Origin of the sequence: Silvimonas soli, from assembly GCF_030035605.1 — a bacterium.
Classification (GTDB): Bacteria; Pseudomonadota; Gammaproteobacteria; order Burkholderiales; family Chitinibacteraceae; genus Silvimonas; species Silvimonas soli.
The window spans coordinates 1,555,356-1,574,743 of the sequence record NZ_CP106736.1 but is presented as its reverse complement, the minus strand read 5'-3'; the positions used below and the strand labels follow the sequence as shown (position 1 = coordinate 1,574,743).

17 protein-coding genes are annotated in these 19,388 nt (G+C 57.7%); 10 read left to right on the top strand and 7 right to left on the bottom strand.

Annotated elements, in window-relative coordinates:
• The first annotated feature begins 46 nt into the window (after nucleotides 1–46).
• The gene (locus tag N7220_RS07205; protein ID WP_283150779.1) at nucleotides 47–1,255 is read left to right on the top strand and encodes a winged helix-turn-helix domain-containing protein; all 1,209 of its coding nucleotides are present in this window, start codon (nucleotides 47–49) and stop codon (nucleotides 1,253–1,255) included.
• 18 nt (nucleotides 1,256–1,273) lie between these two features.
• Here N7220_RS07205 and N7220_RS07200 read toward each other — a convergent pair whose 3' ends face one another.
• Entirely contained in the window at nucleotides 1,274–2,713 is a 1,440-nt protein-coding gene (locus N7220_RS07200) for an aminotransferase-like domain-containing protein (RefSeq protein ID WP_283150778.1), read from the bottom strand.
• Between the two features lie 176 nt (nucleotides 2,714–2,889).
• Here N7220_RS07200 and N7220_RS07195 point away from each other — a divergent pair, with 176 nt between their 5' ends.
• From N7220_RS07195 to N7220_RS07185, 3 genes are all read left to right on the top strand, one after another.
• Nucleotides 2,890–3,264 (top strand): hypothetical protein, encoded by a 375-nt coding sequence (locus N7220_RS07195; RefSeq protein ID WP_283150777.1) that lies wholly within the window; start codon nucleotides 2,890–2,892, stop codon nucleotides 3,262–3,264.
• A 393-nt stretch (nucleotides 3,265–3,657) separates the two neighbouring features.
• The gene (locus N7220_RS07190) at nucleotides 3,658–4,590 is read left to right on the top strand and encodes a VTT domain-containing protein (protein WP_283150776.1); all 933 of its coding nucleotides are present in this window, start codon (nucleotides 3,658–3,660) and stop codon (nucleotides 4,588–4,590) included.
• Nucleotides 4,591–4,739: 149 nt separating this feature from the next.
• Nucleotides 4,740–6,122, top strand: a complete 1,383-nt coding sequence (locus N7220_RS07185) for an MFS transporter (protein WP_283150775.1) — start codon at nucleotides 4,740–4,742, stop codon at nucleotides 6,120–6,122.
• A gap of 88 nt (nucleotides 6,123–6,210) precedes the next feature.
• On the opposite strand, the gene N7220_RS07180 is transcribed toward N7220_RS07185, so the two are convergent.
• The 3 genes from N7220_RS07180 to N7220_RS07170 all read right to left on the bottom strand — a co-directional run bounded on the left by N7220_RS07180 (nucleotide 6,211) and on the right by N7220_RS07170 (nucleotide 9,861).
• Nucleotides 6,211–7,533: a methyl-accepting chemotaxis protein gene (locus N7220_RS07180; RefSeq protein WP_283150774.1), complete on the bottom strand. Its 1,323-nt coding sequence runs from the start codon at nucleotides 7,531–7,533 to the stop codon at nucleotides 6,211–6,213.
• A gap of 622 nt (nucleotides 7,534–8,155) precedes the next feature.
• Nucleotides 8,156–9,328 carry an MFS transporter gene (locus tag N7220_RS07175; protein ID WP_283150773.1) on the bottom strand — a complete coding sequence of 391 codons (1,173 nt, stop codon included), beginning with the start codon at nucleotides 9,326–9,328 and terminating at the stop codon, nucleotides 8,156–8,158.
• Nucleotides 9,325–9,861, bottom strand: coding sequence for a MarR family winged helix-turn-helix transcriptional regulator (locus tag N7220_RS07170; RefSeq protein WP_283150772.1), 537 nt, complete (start codon nucleotides 9,859–9,861; stop codon nucleotides 9,325–9,327). Before N7220_RS07170 ends, N7220_RS07175 begins: the two co-directional genes overlap by 4 nt.
• 187 nt (nucleotides 9,862–10,048) lie before the next feature.
• Between N7220_RS07170 and N7220_RS07165 the strand changes: the two genes are divergently transcribed.
• Nucleotides 10,049–11,062: a YncE family protein gene (locus tag N7220_RS07165; RefSeq protein ID WP_283150771.1), complete on the top strand. Its 1,014-nt coding sequence runs from the start codon at nucleotides 10,049–10,051 to the stop codon at nucleotides 11,060–11,062.
• Nucleotides 11,063–11,125: 63 nt separating this feature from the next.
• Here N7220_RS07165 and N7220_RS07160 read toward each other — a convergent pair whose 3' ends face one another.
• Nucleotides 11,126–11,407 (bottom strand): hypothetical protein, encoded by a 282-nt coding sequence (locus N7220_RS07160; RefSeq protein WP_283150770.1) that lies wholly within the window; start codon nucleotides 11,405–11,407, stop codon nucleotides 11,126–11,128.
• Between the two features lie 356 nt (nucleotides 11,408–11,763).
• Between N7220_RS07160 and N7220_RS07155 the strand changes: the two genes are divergently transcribed.
• The 4 genes from N7220_RS07155 (at nucleotide 11,764) to N7220_RS07140 (ending at nucleotide 15,340) form a co-directional block, all read left to right on the top strand.
• On the top strand, nucleotides 11,764–12,357 hold the full coding sequence (locus N7220_RS07155) for an undecaprenyl-diphosphatase (RefSeq protein WP_283150769.1): 594 nt from the start codon (nucleotides 11,764–11,766) through the stop codon (nucleotides 12,355–12,357).
• 46 nt (nucleotides 12,358–12,403) lie between these two features.
• Nucleotides 12,404–13,192 carry a COG4705 family protein gene (locus tag N7220_RS07150; RefSeq protein ID WP_283150768.1) on the top strand — a complete coding sequence of 263 codons (789 nt, stop codon included), beginning with the start codon at nucleotides 12,404–12,406 and terminating at the stop codon, nucleotides 13,190–13,192.
• 127 nt (nucleotides 13,193–13,319) lie between these two features.
• The gene (locus N7220_RS07145; RefSeq protein ID WP_283150767.1) at nucleotides 13,320–13,985 is read left to right on the top strand and encodes a response regulator transcription factor; all 666 of its coding nucleotides are present in this window, start codon (nucleotides 13,320–13,322) and stop codon (nucleotides 13,983–13,985) included.
• Nucleotides 13,961–15,340 carry an ATP-binding protein gene (locus tag N7220_RS07140; protein WP_283150766.1) on the top strand — a complete coding sequence of 460 codons (1,380 nt, stop codon included), beginning with the start codon at nucleotides 13,961–13,963 and terminating at the stop codon, nucleotides 15,338–15,340. Before N7220_RS07145 ends, N7220_RS07140 begins: the two co-directional genes overlap by 25 nt.
• A gap of 108 nt (nucleotides 15,341–15,448) precedes the next feature.
• Here the strand turns inward: N7220_RS07140 and N7220_RS07135 are convergent, their stop codons facing one another.
• Nucleotides 15,449–17,116 carry an alkaline phosphatase family protein gene (locus tag N7220_RS07135; protein WP_283150765.1) on the bottom strand — a complete coding sequence of 556 codons (1,668 nt, stop codon included), beginning with the start codon at nucleotides 17,114–17,116 and terminating at the stop codon, nucleotides 15,449–15,451.
• A 746-nt stretch (nucleotides 17,117–17,862) separates the two neighbouring features.
• On the opposite strand from N7220_RS07135, the gene N7220_RS07130 reads away from it, so the two are divergent.
• Nucleotides 17,863–18,198, top strand: a complete 336-nt coding sequence (locus tag N7220_RS07130; protein ID WP_283150764.1) for a DMT family transporter — start codon at nucleotides 17,863–17,865, stop codon at nucleotides 18,196–18,198.
• A 137-nt stretch (nucleotides 18,199–18,335) separates the two neighbouring features.
• Here the strand turns inward: N7220_RS07130 and N7220_RS07125 are convergent, their stop codons facing one another.
• Nucleotides 18,336–19,367 carry an NADP-dependent oxidoreductase gene (locus N7220_RS07125; protein ID WP_283150763.1) on the bottom strand — a complete coding sequence of 344 codons (1,032 nt, stop codon included), beginning with the start codon at nucleotides 19,365–19,367 and terminating at the stop codon, nucleotides 18,336–18,338.
• Between the last annotated feature and the right edge of the window lie 21 nt (nucleotides 19,368–19,388).

Genomic DNA, 19,388 nt, shown 5'->3' with positions numbered 1-19,388 from the left:
GCAGATTGAGTAGAATCGGCTTCTCTTGTCTTGATGCTTGCCCATCGTGAAAACCATCTCGCTTGCTGCTGCCCGCACCCTGCATTTATCCGCGCAAGGCTTACTGACGCCACCCCGGCGCAAAGCCAACAAGCCGGATATGCTGGACGCCATCCGCCGCATGGCCCAATTGCAGATCGACACTATCCACGTGGTGGCGCGCAGCCCTTATCTGGTGTTGTTCAGTCGGCTGGGTGCATACGACAACACCTGGCTGGAACAACTGCTGGCCGAAGGCAAATTGTTCGAGTACTGGTCGCACGAGGCATGTTTTCTGCCGATTGAAGACTACGGCCTGATGCGCCATCGCATGCTCGATCCATCCGGCATGGGCTGGAAATACGCTGCTAACTGGCACCAGCAATATCAGGCTGACATCGACCAACTATTGCAGCGAATCCGCGAAAGTGGCCCGGTGCGGGCTGCCGATTTCTCGCGGGCCGAGGGCTCGGGCAGCGGCTGGTGGGACTGGAAGCCGGAAAAACGCCACCTGGAAGTCTTGTTCACCACGGGCGAATTGATGGTCAGCGAGCGTCGCAACTTCCATCGCGTGTATGACCTGGCTGAACGCGTACTCAAAAACTGGGACGATGCCCGAGATCTGGCTGATTCGGCTACCGTGCACGTTGAACTGATCCGCCGTAGTTGTCGCGCCTTGGGCGTGGTGCGCGCGGATTGGGTTGCCGATTACTACCGCCTGCCCAAAGTGTCCTATCTGGCGGACCTGCAAGCGCTGACTGATGCGGGGGAGTTGATCCCGGTGCAGGTTGAAGGCTGGAAGGCCGCTACCTGGATACATCATGAACTGGCCGAACAAATCGACGCCGCCCAAAGCGGCGAGTTGGCCTCGACCGTGACCACGTTGTTATCGCCGTTCGACCCCGTCGTGTGGGATCGAAAACGGGCTTCGGCCTTGTTCGGTTTCGACTACACCATCGAGTGCTACACCCCGGAGCGCAAGCGCAAATATGGCTATTTCAGCCTGCCGATACTCAATCGCGGCAAGTTGGTTGGGCGGCTGGATGCCAAAGCGCACCGAACCAGCGGTATCTTCGAGATCAAATCGTTGCATCTTGAAGAGGGAGTGCGGGTGAGCGGGCGCTTGCTGACGGATATACGCAAAGCCATCCAGAAATGTGCGGATTGGCATGCCACGCCGCAGGTGGTTATCCGGAATGCGCCGGTGGGCGTGGCGGAAGCGTTGCTGGCGGCGTAGAACTGGGCCTAACCCCGCTCAACCTGCTGGCGACTTCTCCACAATGGCCCCTAACTTGCGCATCGCCTGATCCAGCTCGCTGTTATACGGCGTGCCGCAGCTGATCCGCAAAAACGAATTGAAGCGCTGCGAGTTGGAAAACATCACTCCCGGCGCAATACGGATGCCTGCTTTAAGGGCTGTCTCAAACACAGCTTGCGAGTTGCGTTTTTCGGGCATTTCTACCCACAGGCCAAAGCCGCCTTCCGGCACGGTCAGGCGGGTGCCTTCGGGAAAGTACCCAGCGACGGCTTGGGCGACTTGCAGGCGTTGCGTACGCAGATGGGTGCGCAGGCGCCGCAAATGACGCTCGAACTCGCCCGACCCCAGAAAACTGGCGGCAGCCAGTTGTGACAACGCTTCATTGGGGCGGGAATGAGCGTATTTGAGCATTTCCACGCGGCTGCGCCATTTACCTGCGGTAATCCAGCCCACGCGCATGCCTGGCGCCAGTGTTTTGTGCAGTGACGCACAATGGATCACATTGCCGGTTTGATCCCAGCTTTTGAGCGACGGCATGGTGCTGTCGTTATCGGCCAGCAGCGCATAAGTGTCGTCTTCAATCAGCGCAATATTGTTGGTTTCGCACCAGTTGACCAGCCGTATTTTGTGGGCTTCCGGCATGATCGCGCCCAAGGGGTTTTGCAAATGCGGCACCACCACCACGGCTTTGATGCTGCCATAGGTTTGCACGGCCAGCTCCAGCGCCTCCAGCGAGATCCCGGTCTCCGGGCTGGTGGGGATTTCCAGCGCGCGCATGCCCAGGCTTTCCAGTATCTGCAGCACACCGTAAAAGGTGGGGGATTCCACGGCGATGATGTCGCCCGGTTGGGCAATGGCGCGCAGCGCCAGGTTGAGCGCTTCGGTACAGCCGTGGGTGATGATGATGTCATCGGCGGTGAGATTCATGCGCGCCCCCATGGCACGCCGGGCAAGCACGCTGCGCAGGGTGCTGTGACCGTTGCGTGGCACGGCTCTACCGAACAGTTCCGGTTGCTGGCGCAATACCCGTACCGCAGCTTGTCGCAATGCCTCGTTTGGGTATAACTCCGGCGCGCCGCACGCCACGCCCAGGTTGATCTGCACTTTGCTGCTCATGGCCTGCGCCAGAATCGCCGAGACTTTCTCGTTGATGCCGACGTATTGCGCGGTATCAGGCAGGGCCACTATCGGATCGGGCACCTTGGCCAGCGCACTGCGGGAGCGATGGCAGACAAAGTAGCCAGAACGTGGCCGCGCTTCCAGCAAGCCCTGGCTTTCCAGGTGGCGGCAGGTTTGCAACGCGGTAGAGAGACTGATGTCATGCCGTTCCATCAATGCGCGCACTGAAGGCATACGATCACCGGGGCGCAAGGTGCCGGTTTCAATGGCCTGACGGTAGTGGCTGGCGAGCTGGCGGTAGATAGGCAATTGGTCCATGCCCCATTCTGCGGTGCACGCCGGAGGCATAACAGATACAGATTTTCCTGATCTGCATCGAAACAGATGCACTGTTCTGGTCTTGTTTCGTTGCGCAAAATCAGCGTGTGTACCTGTGGGGCGGCGGTGCTATTCCTTAATCTGTATGGCATATCCCACCGCAGGAGATTGCCAGCATGTCGCGCCTTCCCGAATCTTTTCTGACTATCGAAATGCTCAATGGCCAGACTTTCCAGTTTCATAGTCGCCCAGGCATGGCACTGCACGTGTTATCCGGGCATCTGCACCTGGCCGAAGCGCCACGCTGGCTGGCGGAAGAGGTATATCAAGTGCCGCGTTATCTGAAGTCGGGAGACTTCTACACCATGCAGGAAGAGGGGTGGTCCACCTTGTATGCGGTGGGCGGCACGGAGCTGCGCTGCATTGGCTTTCAGGAGCCCAAGTCCCAGAGTCTGGTGCTGTGGAACAAAATCAAGGCCATCCGCCTGCCCGCGCGGTGTTACGGTTGGCTGCGGCAAACGGTGACTTTGGCCACTTCATTTCGCCTTTGATCGCCTTGGCTGGGGTCGCCGCGATTTCAAATACCTTCTGCAAACATCGTCAGATGGTCTGCAGTGAACTGGTTAGCCCGCCCAAGCTGTGGCGCATTCGATAACTGATAATCTGGATGACCGTCGTGTGCTCGAACACGACGGTCTTTCCGGTCTCCCCGGGCCAACCAGGCCAACGCTCTTCAGTTTGTGACCTTCTCCTGCCCGGCCATACCCGGCCAATTGCTGCAATGCGGATGACCGGCGGTCTTTCAGACCAGCCAGTAGTCGGCGCATGATCTTGCGTTCGCACAGCCCGCCCACAAATGTCTCAGTAAATAGTGGAAAATCGTATGATCGATGCATAAACCACCGCGATAGCTGGTCTGTGCATGAATCTCACCCTGTGACCCAATGAACATCCATTTTTTGCTGGGCTGGACCCAGCAGTACGCATTACCGCTGACTTTTCTGGTGACGCTGATTTCGCGGGCGGGCTTGCCGCTGCCCGCTGCGCCGCTGTTGGTGATGGTGGGCGCATTGGCAACTGCGTCTGGTGAAATGGCATTGGGTTTGCTGCTGGCCGCGACCGTGGGTGGCGCGCTGGGTGATCTGGTCTGGTTTATGGCCGGGCGCCGTCTGGGTCGGCGCGTGTTGGGCGTGATCTGTAAAGTGTCTTTGTCGGCCGATGTGTGTGTGCGGCAAAGCGAAACCCTGTTTGTGAAATGGGGCGGGCTGTCGCTGTTTGCGGCGAAGTTCGTACCGGGGATTTCCGCCGTAGCTCCGCCACTGGCGGGCGCGTTGGGTTGGTCATTACCGGCGTTTTTGCGCTGGAATGTGGCGGCCTCCATTTTCTGGGCGGTCGTGTTTCTCGGGCTGGGTGCCCTGTTCAGCAATCAGCTTGATCTGGTCCTCGCTGTGCTGGAGCAATTAGGCGAGGGCGCCATCTGGTCGCTGGCGGCACTGGTGGTGGTTTATCTCATCGGCCGGGTGATCAAACGCCGTCACGCAGCAGAATTGTCGGAAGAAATGCCACGCATTTCGGTGGCGCAATTAAAGGCAGCCATTGCTGCCGGTACCGATCCGGTAATCATCGATGTACGCTCGGCGGAAGGGCGTTCGCTGGACCCACGGGTGATTCCTGGCGCTTATCTGATCGGCCTGAAAGAGATCGACACTGCCACGTCGATTCTGCTGCAGGACCGGGACGTGGTGCTCTACTGCAGCTGTCCCAATGATGTCTCGGCTGTGGCCGCTGCCCAGCAATTACGCGGCATGGGCTGGACCCGCGCTTTGCCGCTGGCGGGTGGGCTTGAAGCCTGGTTCGAGGCCGAACTGCAAAGCTGACGGTCTGCGGGCTGCCGGATAATGCGTCGTTATTGTCCGGCCAGCCGTTAACTGTATCTCTGTGCAAACTTACAGCCTGTTACCCTGACATATCAGACCAATCGCTACAATGCGGTACCACTTGATCGGTGGTGCCTCCGGCTTTGGTCATGCATCGTCCCTTCATTATTCCGCTTATCGTCGCCTGTGCCTTGTTCATGGAAAACATGGACGCCACGGTGATCTCCACCTCGCTGCCGGTACTGGCCCGCGATCTTGGACAAAGCCCCATTACCCTGAAACTGGCACTCACCGCGTATGTCGTCGGCTTGGGTGTGTTTATTCCGGTATGTGGCTGGGTGGCCGACCGCTTTGGCGCGCGCACTGTGTTCCGTTCTGCCATTGGCATTTTCATGCTGGGCTCCTTGCTGTGCGCGGTTTCCAGTTCGCTGGAAGCCTTTGTCGGCGCACGTTTTTTGCAAGGTATGGGCGGGGCGATGATGGTGCCGGTCGGGCGCATCATCATCTTCCGGGCGATACCGCGTGCCGATCTGGTTAAAGCCATTGGCTATCTGACCATGCCCGCATTGTTCGGGCCGGTGATCGGGCCGCCATTGGGTGGATTTATCACCACGTATTTTCACTGGCGCTGGATTTTTCTCGTGAACATCCCGGTCAGCTTGCTGGGTCTGTATCTGGCAGGACGCTTTATCAGCAACACGCGTGAGGCTTCGCCGGAGCCGCTGGATGTCCGTGGCTTCATCGTGTCTGCGCTGGGTAGTTCGTTCACCATGTTGGGTCTGGCGCTGCTGGGTAGCCATCTGGTGCCGGTGGAATGGGCTATCGGCATGACGCTGGTTGGCGTGATCGTGCTGTGGCTGTACTTTCGGCAAGCGTTGCACGCGGAGCATCCGTTGCTTGACCCACGCTTTTTGCAGATACCCACTTTTCGCGCCAGCGTGCTGGGTGGTTCCCTGTTCCGGATTGGTTTGGGCTCGGTGCCGTTTTTGCTGCCGCTGGCACTGCAGGAAGGCATGGGCATGAATGCTTTTCAATCCGGCGCGATTACCTGCGCTTCGGCCTTTGGCGCGCTATTCATGAAAAGCCTGGGGCCGCGTGTGCTCAAGCGCTGGGGCTTTCGCCAGGTGTTGATGGTCAATGCGCTGCTGGCCGGCCTGGCGCTGGCTTCCTTCGGCCTGTTTAACAGCCACACCTCGATCATGGTGATGCTGGTGGTGGTGGCACTGGGCGGGTTCTTCCCGTCGCTGCAGTTCACCTGCCTGAACTCGATTGTCTATGCCGATATCCGCAGTGAAGACGCCGGCCGCGCCACTAGTCTGGCCAGCGTGGTGCAGCAGTTGTCGCTGGGGCTGGGGGTGATTGTGGCGGGGATGGCACTGCAGTTATCCAATCATCTGCAAGGGCACACGCATATTCAGGAGTCTGACTTCTGGCCCGCATTTCTGGTGATCGGATTGTTCTCGATCCTGTCGATTCCGGTCACGCGCAAGTTGCCGCATGACGCCGGGAGCGAAATGGCGCAACGCGGGTGATTGCAGCGGGCATTGCAGGCAGACAGCAAAAGAGGCATCCGTGGATGCCTCTTTGTATATCCGCCATGTATATCTGTTAGATAGCCCGTCAGATTTTTGCAGTCTTCACCGACGAAAACTCGCGGATCACGCGTACCACCTGCTTGGAGCTTTCGCTGATGCGAATAATGGCATCGCCTGCCTGATTGGCCAGCGTCACGCCATCGTTGGCCTGGTTTACACAGGCTTCCATACTCAGAATGGCCGAGCGGGTGCCTTCCTGAATCTTGCTGGTCATCCCGGCAATCTCGGTGGTTGATACGCCGGTGCGTTCGGCCAGCTTGCGTACTTCATCCGCCACCACCGCAAAACCACGCCCTTGCTCGCCCGCGCGGGCGGCTTCAATGGCGGCATTCAGAGCCAGCAGATTGGTCTGGTCGGCAATTTCTTTAATGGTATTGACGATGCTGCTGATGTGGCTGGATTTAACGCCCAGTTCCTCGATCAGCTTTGACGCGCTTTGCACCGTGTTGGCAATGCCGTGCATTTCTTGCGCCGCATGCTGGATCACCTGCTTGCCTTGCTCAGACACCGCGTCGGTTTCTTCAGAAATCTGATAGGCGTGGCGCGCATTCTGGGCATCGGCTTCTTGCTGCAGCACGCGTTCGGTAATGTCGTTGGCAAACTTGATGATTTTGTACGGTTTGCCTTCGGTATCGAAAATCGGGTTGTAGGTGGCTTCCATCCACAATACGTTGCCATTCCTGGACATGCGCTTGAATTGGCCAGATACAAACTGGCCGCGATTGAGCGTACGCCAGAACTCGGCATATTCCACGCTGTTGCGGTAATCCGGATCACAGAACAGGCGGTGATGCTGGCCTTTGATTTCATCCAGCCGATAACCCGTGGCGTGCAGAAAGTTATCGTTGGCGGTAATGATGGTGCCATCCAGATTGAATTCGATGGAGGCCATCGAACGATCAATGGCGCTGAGCATATTGCGCTGGCTCTCTTGCGCCGAGATCTGGCTGGTAATGTCCTGGGCAAACTTCACCACTTTGATGACCCGGTGCTGGTCGTCAAAGATCGGGTTGTAAGTGGCTTCCAGCCAGATCGGTTGCCCATCGCGGCGAACCCGTTTGAAGCGCCCGGAAGAAAACTTGCCCGCCGCCAGTTGTCGCCAGAAGTCGGCGTATTCCGGTTTGCTCGCGTAACCCGGCTCGCACAGCACCCGATGATGCTTGCCGACCAGGTCGGATCGCTCGTAACCCGTGGTTTTCAGGAAATTGTCATTGGCGCAGAGAATGGTGCCATCCGGCGTGAATTCGATCACCGCCATGGACCGGTCCAGGGCTGTCAGGAAAGCGTCTTGCAACTTGATTTTCTGGTCCTGCTGCAATGCCAGTTCTTTGCTCTGCCGGTTAAACATGGGGACTCCTCCCAGAACAGTTTTTATACACAGACGATGGATCGACGATGTGCTGCGGATCGTCCCGATGTGGGGCGAGCATGACCAAGGCCGGATCAAATATCTGAGAAACAGGCCAATCGAGTAGTTAAACGCTTAAATGCGCTACCCGTAATAAGGCATCAATTTCAAATATCATTGTTTGCTTAATTACTACCTGAGCGGGTCATTGTTTGACAAATCAGCTTCCCAAACAGCGGGGAACTGTATTTTTTTTGCTACTGTCGGGTAAGTGTTTAGTAGTATTTTGCGTAAGTTGTAAACTGATATATCTAGCAGTTTTGCTGGTTTTAGCTCAAATTTTGTAAGTTTTCCACAAAATAAAAGAAAGGCCGCACTTGCGTGGACTTATTGTCCAGCTAGTCATGACCAGCGAAAACGTACGCACGTGTTTACGATTGACGGCCATTTAATCCTTTGCAAATGTAGCTGCGGATCTGGCAAAAAGATGTATGAACCGTGCCTGCGAAACAGGACGTAAAAAAGGGGCTGAGGGCATTGATTTATTGTTTGGGTAGGCCGCAACACGCCAGATTGCGAGCCCAAACAATGTTATCGAGGCGCTGAGCCTGCGCGGGCTATGTCAAATTTGAGACGCGGCAGTCCGCGCCACCCGCAACATCGCCAGTGCCACCGCGCCGAGCAGCAGCACCAGCCCGATCTCCTGCCACAACAAGGCATCGCCACCCCACAGGTTCATGCCGGTACCGGCGCCAAGCGGGCCGAGGATTGAGCTTCCGGTGTAGGTCACGGTGATGAGGCGCATGTTGCGGCCCATGGCGCTGACCGGGCTGCTGGCGGCGGCGTAGACCGCCAGCGTCAGAAACGCCGCGGTGACGCCGCCCAGCAAAAAGGCACCAGCTGCCAGTGCGGGCGACCAACTGAGTAGTAGCAACAGGCTGGAGACCACGGCAGCCACGCTGCTGATCAACACGGTTCCGGCCAGCCCGATGCGATCGGCCAGCCAGCCTATGGGCATCTGGCACAAGGCTGCGCCCAAGCCAAACAACGCCAGCAGACTCGCCGAATCGGTACTGGATATTCCACGGCCACTGGTAAACAACGGGAACAAACCATAGAACGCACCCGCGCATAGCCCACCGACCACGGCGGTGGCCATGCCCAGTTTGATCACCGGACTAAAGCGGCTGGCGCTGGTGGCCGGTGCGGGTGAGTGCGCATGATGTGCCGGGTCGTGGCTGTCGCCCCGGGCAAACAGTAATGGAATGACCGCGCTCAAGGTAAACAGCCCACCCGCAATAAACGGCATATCGCCCGCGATACCCAGCCACACGGCAAACGACGGCGCGATGATTTCGGCCAGCGCAATCAGGGTTTCGTGCGTACCAACCACGCGGCCACTGTAGGCGGACGGCACCAGGCGATACAGCCAGGATTCATTGGCAATCCAGCGCACGCCCAAGCCCGCACCAATCAAAAACGCGGCCAGTAACCATAATGGCCATTGCGCCCAAGGCATGATGGCGAAGCCCGCAACACTGATCAGCAAACCCGCGCCAACCGCCAAACGGGCTCCAAAGCGTGCGGCCAGACCAGGCGTGCCTATCAGCCCGACCAGCATGCCGGTCCATTGCATGGCGGCGAACAGACCGGCGCGGGGTGCATCCAGCCCATGCTGAGCCAGCCACAGTGGCAACACCATAAAGCCAAAGCCGAACTGGCCGATCTGCGCAAATGAAGACACCAGCGTTAGCGCACTGATGGTGTGCCACGGAAGTCGGGAAGAGGCGGTCACGTTGTCACCTGATGAATCGGCATGGGCAAGCCAGTGGCGCGATTTTCCACCGGGCAGCCTGCCTCCAGACAAGGGCCATCGTCGCATAACCGGCACAGGCGCATGGAGTGCGGGCTGTCGCGGGTTTCGTGCCACAGCATTTTGATCAGCAATGCTTCCAGCTGGATTTGCTCGGAGTTATCCAGGCGTCCGACCACGCGTTGCAGCATGGCATCACGCGCCGCCATGACTCGCTCCAGTTCAAGCAAGCCGCCCTCGGTCAGGTTGAGCGCCACAGTGCGTTTGTCACGCCCGGGGTCTTTGCTGACCAGGCCGGCGGTAACCAATCCGGCTACCGCCCGCACCGCCGCAGGGTGACACAAGTCCAGCACCTCGCGCAGGGTTTCAATTGAACAGCCTGGATAGATATGAATTGCATTTAGCGCCGCCCGCGTGGTCAGCCCGCTTAGTGCGGCAGGCATGGGCTGATCGTGGATTTCATCCATGACATGCAAGGCGAGCACACCCAGCAAGTTTTCAACGGGCAGAGCCATGACACACCTCATATGCAAACTGCATGTATGCATACTGCATATAAGCCTGTCTGAATGAAAGCGCTGAATGGGGGTTGAGGCGATGAATGGCGCATCCGTCGATGTCGGGCTACGCCTGTTATGCTGCGCGCATTACGCACCGAGCCAAGAGTGTGTGTTTCGTCATTACACCAGGAGACTGTCGGGAATGAAAACGGGATTGTTGCTGAGCATGCTGTTGGCCACCGCCGTGGCGCTGGCCGCGCCTGACTATAAAGTCACCGCGCAGATTGCCATTGATGGGCCGGTCAGGTGGGATTACCTGCAATATGATGCCGCCAGCCAGCGCCTGTTTGTGGCGAACGGCACTCAGACCGATGCGATCGATACCCGTACCGGCAAGCTCCAGGGCGTGATCGCGGCTACCCATGGCGTGCACGGCATCGCTATCGCGCATGATCTGGGATTGGGCTTTACCAGCAATGGTGCCGACAACGAGATTGGCGAGTTTGCACTGGAAACCCTGCAACCCGGACGGCGGATCAAGGTGGGAAGTAATCCGGATGCCATCGTGTATGACGCCGCGACCCAGCGCGTGGTGACCTTCAATGGCAAATCGCAAGATATCAGCATTGTGAATGCCAAAACCGGGGAGCTGGTGCAGCCCGCAATTGCCGTCGGGGGCAAGCCGGAATTCGCGCAAACCAACAATTACGGACTGGTGTTTTTCAATATCGAAGACACCAATGAAGTCGCCGTGCTGGATATACGCAAAGGCGCGCTGGTGCAGCGCTACTCGATTAGCCCCTGCGACAGTCCAACCGGTCTGGCGCGTGATGAAACCAGCGGACACCTGTATTCGGTATGCGGCAATGGCGTGATGGTGATTAGCGATCCGGTGACTGGCAAGGTGCTGGGGCAAGCACCGATTGGTCGTGGCGCGGATGGGGTAGCGTTACTGGATGGCTACGCCATAAGCGCCAATGGTCGCGATGGCACGGTCAGCGTGGTGGCACAAACCGCGCCCAACCAGTTTGCGACTGTGGCAATCATCAAGACAGCGCCTGGCGCTCGTACCATTGCGGCAGACACACTGCTGCACAAACTATATTTGCCTACTGCCAGTTTCAAGCCACAAGACCCGGCAGCATCAGCTGGCGGACCTGGCGCCCGTCCGGTGGCGCAAGAGGGGACTTTCCGCGTTCTGGTGCTTGGGCGTTAGCCATAAAACAATCGCCAATGCTGGTCCCGCGCTGGCCAGCATCGACGACTGACCCTGGCGTTTTCAAGCTTTTACGTTGATCAGATTGCCCGAAGTGCTGGTCAATACCGAACTTTGGCTGGATGCAGCCGGGGTGGCACCGGGTTGATTGGCCGCCGCCTGGGCGCGTTTTTGTTCCAGCCGTTGCGCTTGGTGGTCACCACCGCGGGCTTCTTGTGCCGTTTGTGCTGCGGTTTCTTTCGCTTCTTGAGTGGCCGAAGATGCAGTGTTGCTGCTGGATGCCGAAGCGACCGGCGATTTGATGGAAACATTGAGCGAACTGGATGCTACGGCGCCAACTGACATGGCAAAACTCCCTGTGTGTGTTGCCAGGCGCAGCATTGCGTCCTGACGTTACTGCAGATCGAACTGCAAAGAAGGCAGAGTGATTCACTTGGTGTAACCGCGCCTTCACGCTTGCCCGGACCCCCCGGACCGAGCCTGCAAAGCTGGTACGCAAACTTCCTCACCCCGTTTCAAGCGCAATTGCGCGCTTCATTAGCATGTTCTTTGATACTTAGAACAGCCTTAGCGCCGACCTCAGTCCTGGCTAAGTCAGCCCAGGTACATTCCAGCTTTCAAAATTGTGCGCAGCTTGTGTTTGCGCCACGGCCACCCCTTTGGGCTGGCAGCAGGCTTTGCCTGGTTTACGGAGCTGGAAATTGGAAGAACTCAATCAAGCGCTGTTTTTGTGGATGAATGCGCCTGCTCACCCCGCCGCCGGGACCGTGCTGTGCGCGACGGTGCTGGCTGATTATTTGATCTGGCTGGTGCCGTTGCTGCTGGTGATCTGCTGGTTGCGTGGCAGCCCGTCCACCCGCCGTTTTGCCACAGAGGCCGCCACTGCCGGTCTGCTTGCGCTGGGTCTGAACCAGTTGATTGGCCTGGTCTGGCAGCACCCGCGCCCGTTCATGATCGGTGTGGGGCATACCTTGATCCAGCACGTGGCTGACTCATCTTTCCCCAGTGATCACCTCACGCTGCTTTGGGCCGTGGCATTCAGCCTGGCTTTGCATCCACACCTGCGCCGAATCGGCGTCGCACTGGCGTTAACGGGTTTACCAGTGGCGTGGGCGCGTATTTATCTGGGCGTGCATTTCTCGCTGGATATGCTGGGTGCTGCCATTGTCGCAGCCCTCACTGCCGCGCTATGCCGCCAGCCACAACGCTTGATGAGCTGGCTGTTTCAATGGGTGGAACAATGTTACCGCTTTGTCGGGCAACCACTCATCAGACGTGGCTGGATACCAAAATGACCCGCTACGACCACAGTGTGGTGACTTTGGTGGGCAGGAGTTTATGGTGATCGATTTCGCCACCGAAATACCTGCTCCCGCAAGGCCGGTCAAAGTGCCGGACGTGACGATGCTGTTCTGGTTGATCAAAATGATGTCGACCACCGTCGGCAAGTCGGCAGCGGATTTGCTCAATGCCGATCCGCGATCAGGTCTGACGGGTTATTGCATGGTCCTTGGGATCTTGCTGATGGCGATATTGCCAGCGCAGGTGCGCAGCCGTCAGTTCACGCCGTGGCTGTACTGGTGCTGCATGTTGCTGGTTGGCATGGCCGGTGCGTTGCTCAGCGACAGCCTGATTGACCAACTGAGTGTGCCGCTGACCTATGCCACTGGTTTGTTCTGCGTGATGTTATGGATTACTTTGGCTGTGTGGCATGCCGAAGAAAGTTCGGTGTCCTTTCGCTCGATAGTCACCCGCAAACGTGAGTTGTTTTACTGGCTAGCCATCCTGTTCACCTTTGCGCTGGGAACAATCGCTGGCGACTGGGTGGCAGAAAATCTGCATCCCGGTTATGCCTTCACGGTTCTGTTACTGGGTGTCGCGCTCGGGCTGGTTGCAGTGGGCCATTACCTGCTGGAGTTCAGCGCCACCAGTTGTTTCTGGGCCGCCTGCGTGCTGACTTGCTCCTTTGGAAATGCCTGTAGCGACTGGTTGGCCCAGCCGGTCCATGACGGTGGTCTGGGCTTGGGCAAGCTGGTCACCAGCGGGTTATTCTTGCTGACCACTATTGGCCTGGTGGGATATCTCAGCGCTACCCGCAAGCATCTGACTGGATCGCAATGGCTGGAGTAAGCGGTTGCGCGCCATGCAGGCAGGGCAGGCTGTGTATAAACAAGTTTGATGAATTGCCCTGTGGATTCTTGCATAGCGCTTTGGCTCAGCACGCGGAAGCGCTCGTTATCAAGTCGGTGAGGTCGTTATGAGGGTATTGCTGGTCGAAGATGACGCCATGATCGGCGAGGTAATCCAGGCCGCGCTGCGTGACGCATCCTGCGCGGTAGATTGGGTGCGTAACGGGCAAAACGCCATGGATACGCTCGCCTGTCAGTATTACGACGTCGTGCTGCTTGATCTGGGCTTGCCGGGCAAAGATGGCCTGAGCGTACTGCGCAGCATCCGCAGCAGTGATAACCCGGTGCCGATATTGATCATTACTGCGCGTGACGCGCTGGCTGACCGGTTGGCCGGGCTGGATAGCGGTGCTGACGACTACGTGCTCAAGCCATTTGAGATGGCCGAATTGCTGGCCCGCATCCGCGCCGTACTGAGGCGCAAAAATGGCCATGTCATGCCGGTCATGAGCAATGGCATTCTGGAACTGGACCCAACCACCCGTGAAGCCACCTTCAAGGATGGCGCGCCGCAGCGCTTGTCCAGCCGCGAGTTTTCATTGCTGCAAGCCTTGATGAGCCGTCCCGGTGCGATTTTGTCGCGGTCCGCGCTGGAAGACCGCATTTATGGCTGGGGCGAAGAAGTCGAAAGCAACGTGGTTGAGTTTCTGATCCACTCACTACGCAAAAAACTGGGCAACGAAGCCATCAAAAATATAAGGGGCGTGGGATGGATGGTTTCAAAGAGCGAATAAAAGACTCGCTGCAACTGCGGTTGTCGCTGTGGTTGGCAGTGGTCATCCTGGGCGTCGCCATCATTGCTGGCGCGTTTTCTTTTTTTACAGCCCAGGATGAAGCGCACGAACTGCAGGATGAGACGCTGCGTCAGGTCGCCTTGTTGTTTGACGAGCATCACTTGCCGCTCCCACCAGTAGGCAACCCGCGCAAACTCTCCGACCGAGAGGAAGATGTCAGAGTCGTGGTGCAGCGTGTTCCGGTTGACGCCAATACGCCCGGCGATGACGACAGATCAACACCGGCGCTGTCGGCCAGTTTGAAAGACGGAATGCAAACACTGGTCACCGGCGACGATACTTATCGAGTGCTGATCAAAACCGTGCGCGGTGGTGCGCGCATTGCGGTGTCGCAAGAAACGGTCGTCCGGGACGAAATCGCCCGTGATAGCGCCTTGCGCACTTTGTTGCCGTTTCTGATTCTGGTGCCAGTGTTGTTGCTGGTGGTGGCCGATCTGGTGCGCAAGATGTTCAGGCTGATTGCCGAACTCTCGCAGGAAATTGACCAGCGCGGTGAGCAAGAACTGCACCCGATCGCACCGCATACCTTGCCCAGCGAAATCCGCCCGTTTGTGGTGGCCATCAACCGCTTGCTGGGGCGGGTGGCTCAATCAATGGAAGGCCAGCGGCGCTTTGTGGCGGACGCCGCGCATGAATTGCGCTCGCCGCTCACCGCGCTGTCGTTACAGGCCGAACGGCTGAGTACGGCCCCAATGTCGCCCCAGGCGCAAGAGCGCCTGACTGCCTTGCGCGGTGGCATCGAACGCGCCCGCATCCTGATCGACCAACTGCTGACCCTGGCGCGAATGCAAGGCACGGCTGGCGACGTACCCAATACGGTGTCGATCCAGCATATTTTTCGGCTGGTGCTGGAAGACCTGCTGCCACTGGCCGAAGCCAAGCAGCTTGATATCGGCGTGGTCGATGGCAAGGACGCGCTGATCCGTGCCCAGGAGGCCGACCTGAAAGTGCTGGTCAAAAATCTGCTGGATAATGCGATTCGTTACACCCCCGCTGGCGGGCGAATAGACCTTGCGGTGGAAGCGCACGGCGAGCAGGTCGTGTTGCAGGTTGACGATACCGGTCCCGGAATTTCTGCCACAGAACTGGCGCGGGTGTTTGATCCGTTTTATCGCGTGCTGGGCAATGACGAAACCGGCGCGGGGCTGGGTCTATCCATCGTCAAGGTCATTACCGAACGTATCGGCGCCCATATCGCACTGGCATACGTAGATGAAAACCGGCAGCGTGGCCTGCGGGTACGGGTGACGTTTCCCGCGCTGGATGTGCTTGCCGCACCAGACTCTGCCAACTAGCAGCGGCAAAGGCCCAAGCGGGATATCCGTACATCCATATGAAAAAAACGGCCCAGCGGGCCGTTTTCTTTTACCAGTTTGCTACGTGCGTTTTGTCGATTGGGTGAATCAATATCCCAACGCTGGCAGTACCGCAGTGCCTTCCACCTGCACCGCGTTCAGCAAGGTCGGTGCCAGGCCCAGTGCCTTGAGGATGGTCGGGGCAATCTGCGTGGTCCCAACCGCCGTGGTGTTGGTCTGCCCGGTCAATGTCGGGTAGGAAACCAGCAGCGCTACGTGGCTGTCGTCTGGCGCGTTGCCACCGTGTTCGGCATCTTTCTTGGTGCTGCTGGTGTAAATGACGCCCGGATTAGGTTGCACGATGATATCTGGCGTACGACCTTGTGCCGGGTCGCCAAATTTTGCCGCCAGTTGCGAGCCCGACAAGATATAAGCCTGGGCGTTGTTGGCGCAGATGCCGGTGCCGGTACAACCGTTATTGGCCTGCAAGGTAGCCAGCACGGCGGGCAGTTGTGACTGGTCATGCAGCCAGATCAGGCCGACATCATCGTCTTGTACCATGCCAGTGCCGGACAAGCCGGTGCCATCATTCAGGCTGCCGCTGGTGGTGGCGTTCTGGCCAAAGTGCCCGGTCGAATCCAGATAATTGTTTGCCTGGAGCAAGGCGCTCAACGTATCGCCATTCTTGATCAGCAAGGAATGATCGGAAGGCGACTGGCCATGCTTGGCGGACACTACAATCAAGGTCGATGAATACAGGTTCTGCGCCTTGAGTTCTGCCACCATCTTGCCCAGCGCGGCATCCACATACTTGATGGCTGCGCTGACTTGCGGGCCCGGGGTGAAGACCGCGTCGGTATAACCGCCGCCGCTGGCCCGCGTTGCTTTCTGTGCCACGCTCAAAGTCTGGAAATTGGTGCCGAACAGCGTCGGCACGCTGGCTGCAGCGCCGGTGGAGTCTTTCCCGTCAATCTGGTTGATGATGGCCTGCACGTGCAGATTGTCGAAGGTTTCGGTGTGGGTATAGACGTCGGTGTAATCCGTGCCGGTAGCGGCATCGGTAGAGTTGATCTCCGTGCGGGCCAGATCATCCACACCCTTGCCGGAAGGACCATTCACCCAGTCATAACCCCAGGCATGCTTGTCTGCCCATGCCGTACGCGAGCCAGCCAGATTGGCTTTGACCACTTCAAAAATGGTGTTGGTCTTGATGTAGTTATGCGGATAAACCGGCACGCATACGCCATTGAGCTTCTGATGCGGGATCGCCTGCGGGTTGAACGAGCCACCGCCATCAATGTGCACCAGTGCGCCGCCATTCAACGCATCAACACCTGTCGTCTCATCAAACACCACGTTCCAGCCTTGAGCGCCGGTACAGGTGGCGTCGCCTGGCGCGTACAGCGTGCGGTCATAAGACACGTCGTAGAACAAGCCTGCGGTCTTGGGCGAACCGCCAGTGAGTTGCGCGGCCAGACCGGGGAAAGAATCCGACAAGCCCGGCGTGGTGGCACCGGTATACGTCACGCCGGTTTGCGCCAGCGTCGCCAGATTGGGGCAACCGCCGTTGGCCACGCAAACGCTCAGATCTTGTTGATGCATGCCGTCGATGCTGATCAGCAAGACTCGCTTCGCAGTCGGGCCGACCGCAACCGGCGCTGGCGTCGGGGCCGGTGTAGGCGTCGGAGTGGGAGTGCTCGAACTGTCAGAAGAACCGCCGCAGCCAGCAAGCAGGGCGGCCAGCACAGGTACCCAGGTGAAGTGAAGAAGTTTCATGTAATTCGCTCAGGGTGAAAAGCGAAAAATACTATTTTGCTTACATGTTAATTTCGTTTCACTTTACTTATAAGAAACTTAGGGTTTCATCTGCAACAATCCAGAATCAAGGCTGCGATTCGTTTTCAGACAATTTGAGGGCCGGTTATTATTTTGTACAACTGCTTTTTTTATGAAGAACCAAAAGCAAAGCTGGCTGAAAATAGCCCTTCGCTGGATGTTTTCTTAATCGGCAATACATCTTTTTTTTAAAAGTCAGATTTGTATTTGAATTGGTTTTCTGGTTTCAACGACCTCATTCTCGTGTTGTTCCATTGCCAGGTTTCATGCAGATAACGCAGCAGGGTTGTGAAAATTAGCATTGCTGGCATCAGGTTCGCGGCAAAAAGACAAGGCCCACTTGGTCTTGAAGAAGCGGACTTTGATTGCGTCTATTTGCATTTTCCACGTTGTTGCGCTGATTTTAATAATCGGCCGTCGGCAGGGGACGTGCATGCTACCTTGGCATGTTGTTGTTTCAGAAACCGTGGCGGTTTTCAGCCATGAATCTGTGCTTACAAGGATTGAGTTTGTGTAAGGTTTTGGCGATGACGGGCCAGGGTCGATGCTACAGGCCTGGTCGCTTGGGTGTGCGCATCTGCCTCAACTTGTGTTCCCGGTCTGGATGACATACCGTTATGCCGTCTGGGTACCGCTGCTCTCCTGCTCTCAATGTTCGGTATAAACATTGGGTTGTGAGGATCTGCATGCCTGCTATCAAACCTGCCTGGATTTTTCTGGGGCTCAGCATCTTTGCCGAAGTGATAGGCACCGTTGGGCTCAAGTTTTCCGCTGGCTTTTCCCGCCCGCTGCCCACGGCAATCACCATTGCCTGCTACCTCAGCGCGATCTGGCTGATGGCGCTTTCCACCAAACAACTGGAAATTGGCCTCGCTTATGCCGTGTGGGCTGGCGCCTGCACCGCGTTGACGGCGGTGGTGGGGATTACCTGGTTTGGCGAATCCGTGTCCTCGGTCAAATTGCTGGGGCTAGGTCTGGCGATTGCCAGCCTGATTGTGCTCAATCTCAGCGAAAGCGCCTGAGACTCGCCGTGGCGAGGACTGATGAGACACTTTGAACTTGGCCATGCAAATGAAACCGGGTGGCTTTTAAGGCGACCCGGCTTAGGACTACCGTGCAGAACCAAGGTGATGGCTGCAGGATAAGTCTGGCTTAAGCGTTAGTCTGCGCCGACGCGAATCACCAGCTTGCCGTTGTTCTTGCCCTGCAGTAGCCCGATAAATGCCTGCGGCGCATTTTCCAGTCCGTCGACCACGTCTTCGCGATATTTGATTTTGCCTTCCTGCAGCCACGCGCCCATTTGCTGCTGGAATTCGCCGATGCGATGGCCGTAATCATCAAAAATGATGAAACCCTGCATCTTCATGCGTTTCTTCAGAATAGTGCCCATCAACAGACCCAGACGATCCGGGCCATCGGGCAGGTTGGTAGCGTTGTAGTTGGCGATCAAGCCGCACACTGGCACGCGAGCGCCGGTATTGAGCAGCGGCAACACGGCATCCAGCACCGCGCCGCCCACGTTCTCGAAATAAACATCAATGCCTTTGGGGCAGGCGGCGGCCAGCTGCTGCGCCATATCGGAAGAACGATGATCAATACATGCGTCAAAGCCCAGTTCTTCGGCTACATAGCGACATTTTTCGGCGCCACCGGCAATGCCGACAATGCGACAACCTTTGAGCCTGGCAATCTGCCCGACCACTGAGCCGACTGCGCCAGAGGCCGCTGCAACCACCACGGTCTCGCCCGCTTTGGGCTGGCCGATATCGAGCAAGCCCATGTAGGCAGTAAATCCGGGCATCCCCAACACGCCCAAGGCCCACGACGGCGGCAATTTGCCATCCAGTTTCACCAGCGCTTTACCATTGGCCACGCTGTAATCCTGCCAGCCGGTGTAGCCCAGCACCCAGTCGCCGGGTGCAAAGTCAGGGTGACTTGAAGTTACTACCCGACTCACTGCGCCGCCTACCATCACTTCGCCAATTTGTACCGGTGGAGAGTACGACGGCGCGTCGCTCATCCGGCCGCGCATATAGGGGTCGAGCGACAGATACACCGTGCGCAGCAAAACTTCGTTGGTAGCCGGTGTCGGGATTGCGCTGGAGACCACATCAAAATTGGCAGGGACCGGTAAGCCATGCGGGCGCGAGGCCAGCAAGATGCGGCGGTTATTAGAGGTGGATTGCGACATGAATTGAGCTCCTTGCTGGCC